At 51.1% G+C, this 4,934-nt stretch carries 7 protein-coding genes and 1 pseudogene; all 8 read left to right on the top strand.

Annotated features, from left to right (window positions below; genetic code table 11):
* Positions 1-1,312 (top strand): annotated as a pseudogene (locus DXZ20_RS01000) (hypothetical protein); the annotation flags it as partial.
* Positions 1,299-2,135 carry a hypothetical protein gene (locus DXZ20_RS01005; protein ID WP_163695789.1) on the top strand — a complete coding sequence of 279 codons (837 nt, stop codon included), beginning with the start codon at positions 1,299-1,301 and terminating at the stop codon, positions 2,133-2,135. The pseudogene DXZ20_RS01000 and the gene DXZ20_RS01005, both read left to right, overlap by 14 nt.
* Positions 2,136-2,247: 112 nt before the next feature.
* Positions 2,248-2,784 carry a hypothetical protein gene (locus DXZ20_RS01010; RefSeq protein ID WP_163695792.1) on the top strand — a complete coding sequence of 179 codons (537 nt, stop codon included), beginning with the start codon at positions 2,248-2,250 and terminating at the stop codon, positions 2,782-2,784.
* 4 nt (positions 2,785-2,788) lie between these two features.
* The gene (locus tag DXZ20_RS01015) at positions 2,789-3,079 is read left to right on the top strand and encodes a hypothetical protein (protein ID WP_163695795.1); all 291 of its coding nucleotides are present in this window, start codon (positions 2,789-2,791) and stop codon (positions 3,077-3,079) included.
* Positions 3,080-3,081: 2 nt separating this feature from the next.
* Positions 3,082-3,519 carry a hypothetical protein gene (locus DXZ20_RS01020; protein ID WP_163695797.1) on the top strand — a complete coding sequence of 146 codons (438 nt, stop codon included), beginning with the start codon at positions 3,082-3,084 and terminating at the stop codon, positions 3,517-3,519.
* Positions 3,500-4,144 (top strand): hypothetical protein, encoded by a 645-nt coding sequence (locus DXZ20_RS01025; protein WP_163695800.1) that lies wholly within the window; start codon positions 3,500-3,502, stop codon positions 4,142-4,144. Before DXZ20_RS01020 ends, DXZ20_RS01025 begins: the two co-directional genes overlap by 20 nt.
* Entirely contained in the window at positions 4,117-4,338 is a 222-nt protein-coding gene (locus DXZ20_RS01030; RefSeq protein WP_163695803.1) for a hypothetical protein, read from the top strand. Before DXZ20_RS01025 ends, DXZ20_RS01030 begins: the two co-directional genes overlap by 28 nt.
* Positions 4,307-4,934: FHA domain-containing protein (locus DXZ20_RS01035; RefSeq protein WP_250565544.1), on the top strand; the 628-nt coding region annotated here is incomplete at its 3' end. The genes DXZ20_RS01030 and DXZ20_RS01035, both read left to right, overlap by 32 nt.

Consider the following 4,934-nt stretch of genomic DNA (forward strand, 5'->3'; position numbering starts at 1 on the left):
TGACAGAGCCCAACCTACTCAAGCACCAGAAGGCACCCCAACTATTCCGACCCGTAGATTTGCGCCAGCAAGAACGATACCGGGGAATCCGTCTAAGGTTAGCCCATCAGAGCTTGACCCTATAGCACCGAATGACCCGACAACATCCCCTAGTACAGACCCTTTGCAGGCAGAAACCGTAAAAGAAAATACGGTTATTGAGAGGTTAAGACGGCGACAACAGGAACAACGTAATCCACTCACCGATGTACTCATTCCAGGCTTAGCCATCACGCCAGGGTTACGGCAAAACCCTGGCACCCCGCTAGTACCCGAAAGAAAAACCAACCCAGGCACTAATTTGCCGCAAACAGGAACATCGAGTTCCTGTGGATGCAATGGGGGCATCAATGCTCACACGGATGATGTGATCGGGCAATTAGATAAACGCTTAAACGATAAATTAGACGCACTTCAACAAGGGTCTCAAAACGCTCAGTTGGCAGCTATTTTAGCGAAGTTGCTGGAGATGGAAAATTTTGCCAAAAAGGCCTGGCAAAACACCCATATCGATAAGCTCATTAATCTACTGACCCTCGTCACCGTGCTCCACAATGGCGCAATGATCAGCCGTGACATTGGCGAAACGCTGGGCTATGTCGTGAGCAATGCCTTAGCTGCCGTTGGGGTTAAGGACGAAGATGGGAACGCCCTTGATATCAATGGGTTAGTGGGTGATAGTGTCACCAATTTTATTAAATCCGTGGTGGGTGAGGATGTTTACGATGACACCCGCACTGCGTGGCAAAAGGCAAACCGCGTGCTTCAGGCTGGGTCCAATATCATCTGGACGATCCGTAGTATCAACGACACCACACAGGACGTCATGGAATGGACCGCTGAGAACACCGGCAAAATTGGCAACGCGCTTAAAAAATGGGGTGTTGTGGGTGAACGCGCCTACCCCTGGATGGCTGAACGGGTAAAAGCTCAAGACTTCTACCGGCGTAAATTTAGTCGGGTGTTTGATGGACTTGAGACAGTCGAGAACACAGCCAGTAGCTTAGCGGTTGTCACCTCAGACGTTCGTGAAATACAAGAAGAGGTCACGGAGTTAGGTGAGGCCAGGACACGCTTTACTGATGCCGTCACCGCGTTTGGCCCAGAAGATACGCCAGACCTGGATGAGGAAAATCAACTACCGACCAGTGCCCCTGAAAACCAGCCGATCCAGGTAGCCGAAGACGAAGCCGCAGATGTTAGTCAAAGCCCCAACGTTGAGATCGCAACCGATGCTCAAAGAGGAGATCCACCGAACGATGTCACTCCCTGATAATTTTTCACCCGTTGAACACCTTCAAGACACCATCCGCCGAACCTTTCGAACCGAGGTTAGAGAATGGTTTCGAGATATTGACTTGGATGGCGATCTAGATATCAACACACCTCGAAGCAGCCTAGCGTTGGCCTGTGAACATCGTGATGATGACTCCTTCAACATGACCATCGGTCGGATAGTGCTGTTTGAGACATTGCGCGGCAGGTTTGCTGATCGTCTGGTCGGTGGCAGTGATGATGTAGGCACTACGCGATATCGAACTGATGTTAGGAGACGTACGCGACCTAAAATCAACCTCTACTTTCTCGAAGACGCCAACGACGTAGAACCAGGGTATGCACCTATATATGGCCGTATAGGGTTTAGATTGATGAACCACACACCAAGCACAATTAACCCATCGGTTGCTCAGACCTACGCTCAACGCATTCGATCCACCTTTTCGACCGGTGGTGGATTTGTGTGGAAGAAGGGTAAAAACATGTACACCTACAGCGATTGGGACAAGGGATACCAGTTGCAGTTGCTATGTAGAACTGAAGCTGAAGGACGGCGAGTCACTGAGGCTGTTCTGGACATCCAAAACGATACGCCGGAATGGGCTTACTTTAATGAAAAAGTCAATTCAGAGCCTGCTGAGGCATTTCCGACCATCCCAGACATTGACTTGGTGTACGGCCAGAGCAGACGTCAACCCAGACGTAGACCCGTGGCTGACGTTCGTTTTCAATACGCAAGCCTAGAAGTGTTAGGTGTGCCGAATCCAATCATCTTGGTAGATCGTACAGGGGTACTGCCAACGCCACTGGTTAGCTAGATGATTAGCGCTATCGACTAAAAATCACTGCAAAGGTTAAACCTTTCAGACTGAATTTATCAACCATTTTCATGAGTTACAACGGGGTCAAATCCGTTACTGTACCCTTGCTATGACCCGTTACTCTGACATCCGTCGAGGCGCTCAGCTCAATGCAGCGCTTCAAGCATATGTGAACTACCTCAGCACACCTCGCGTTCCAAACGTGGGCGGTGGCACGGCTAGAGGGCCTCAAACTACGTTATATCTAACGCCGTTTGGGCAAGACTTGGATGCGAACACTCGTGTATCAGCTAAAGCCAACACTGACAGTTATGGAGCATTGCAAGCCTATGTCGTCACGGGTAACGGGGCTGAAGCGGTCACCACCTTAGGAACCGATACGCTGGTTGAACTTAAAAAATTCCGTGCTGCCAGAATTGTTTGGTTTCGAAATACAGCGCGCACTGTGCAGGTGGCAACGTCAAATGTTACGAACCAGCGTTATCTGAAATACAACGGCGACCGCGATAGTTGCCCATTTGGGCGAGCGACTGAAACCGATGACCAAATGGATGTGTTTAACGCCATGAAGGCCGATATCTTGGCACAAAACAACACGTTGCTAATCAATCGAGTGTCGTTAACCCGCGAGAAAATCGGAGTGTAACGCCGTGGACATTCTCGATCCGTTGATGACCTGGTACCGAGAACATCCTGACTATGATGCTCAAGACGCTCGTAATGAAGCTCAGCTACTTTACGAGCGTCAAGGTGCCATTGAAGATCTGCTAGAAGGCAAGGTCAAGGCTGATGATGTCTTGGACCGGCTAGACCAGCAGGGCATTAATGCGGCAGCCTATGCCGATACGGTGTGTGCGCAGATTGAGGTCATCATCGACAACGGCATCGCTTACACCTCTAATGAGGCCGGTCTATTACTGCCCAGTGGGGTGTTGTTATAACCATGAGCTGGGAGCTGATATCTGACGTCGAACCAGGCTTTGACTGGGTCACCCTAGAGGCTCCGCTGATTGGCGAGCAAACGCTGAGGGTTGAACAAAACTGGTCCTATGCGGGTCCGTTCCCAGGCAAAGCCTATGCCCTCATTGTTCAGCAGTTTCCAGATGATTCGCTGTATGGGTTTCGGCGGTTTTACCCCTACAGAGACCCCAGACTTTTCACGCCCACCATTCCCAACTTTTTAGAAGCGGCTGGCTGGAGACTCTACCGGCTACGGCTGAAACACAATTTATATGCACGGTATCAGGCCGATGCAAACTGGCGAATTCGGATCTATCAATGGTCTGGTGCACCACCGCCCCCCGTTACCGCAGATCCAGGCATCGGCCTCAATGATCCCAATATCCCTGACCTAATCTACGATGGCGGACAAGAAGTTTGATGTTGTACTCCTAGCGCGACGTGTGGAGGGTGTGGAGGCTCCCAGCTCCATCAAATATGGGGAAGTTGTGCAATGCCCTGATGCCAATAATGGCGAAGGCGCTGTCTATATCGGTCGGCCAGATGGAACGCCGATGCTGATCACCCAAGGTGTTGTCCAGGCCACAGACCCGCAAGAGGTGTACTTGACGGTCCCTGAGCAGGCAAGTGATTTATTTATTTCGACGAAAGAGACCAATCGAAAAATACCGTGGACGACGACACCGAGGGCCGCTAATGATGTTTGCTATCGCATTGGGGACGACATCACCTTGTCACCCGATGGGAAAGATATCACGCTACCGATTGGCACCTTCGATATTTGGTATCGAATCCATTTTTCCACCATGGAAGGCTATGCCGTGATGGCCATCTTGGATAGCACCACCTTGGAACCACTGAATAAAAGCTCGGTGGGTGTGGCTGAACCGGGCAAAGAACCCGGCAAAATCCGCGAATCCATTGGCCGAGCCGTCTTTTTTGTAACGTCACCGATCACCATTAGCGTTGGGGTTGAGTACGCAGATTCGAATCAGGATAAACGGCTGAGTTGGTGGGAATGCTGGTGTCAGATCAAGAAGCGATGATCGGCAGCCTTCACCCTGGGCAGATTGCCCCGATGGGGAATGCAACCTTGCCTGTCAATCAACTGCAAACGCGCCTGATTAGCCTCAACAATCAGGCGGTTGAGATTTCTATCCAGGATGGATTTCTGGAAATAAAAAACCTCACTGACCACACGGTTTTTTATGCTGGCTCCTGTTTACAGCCAGACGATTAAGCTCAAGTGGCACATGGCAATGCTACAAATCCTTGAGTACAGGCCAGGGCGAGAGACGCCCATTAGACACACGATCAATTTGGCCCGACTACCGGCCACCATTGGGCGATGGGACCAGGCAACCTACCCAGTGGCGGTCGGTATGGACCCACGACTTGTCTTTGTGCGCTCGATTTCTCGTATCCATGCCACGGTTTACCGCGAGGGGGACCAAATCATGCTCAAAGATGGGGGGGACCAACCGAGTCGCAACGGCATCTGGCGCAATGGGGTGCAATTGAATCGTCCCGTGCGGATCTATGAAGGCTGTGAATATGCGCTCGTGCCCAGGACAGGGGACTATGGCCTACTCCTTAAGTGGCCTGTCACTGAACCGAGCACTGACTATCCCACCCTGGGACTTGAAGATGTGGATAGTTTGAAAGCGGAGTTAAAGGACTCTGACGAGCAAATACAGTTCCTGACGACGCAAGTTGACCAGTTGACGATTCAGCAGGGGGCCACCCGTGATACAGCGCTCTCGCTACAGAAAGAGGTCAGTACGATCAAAACTGAGCTCAGAACTGTGAAAGCCAAAAATCTGCGCCAAGACTCAC

Origin of the sequence: Adonisia turfae CCMR0081, from assembly GCF_011009555.1 — a bacterium.
Classification (GTDB): domain Bacteria; phylum Cyanobacteriota; class Cyanobacteriia; order Phormidesmidales; family Phormidesmidaceae; genus Leptothoe; species Leptothoe turfae.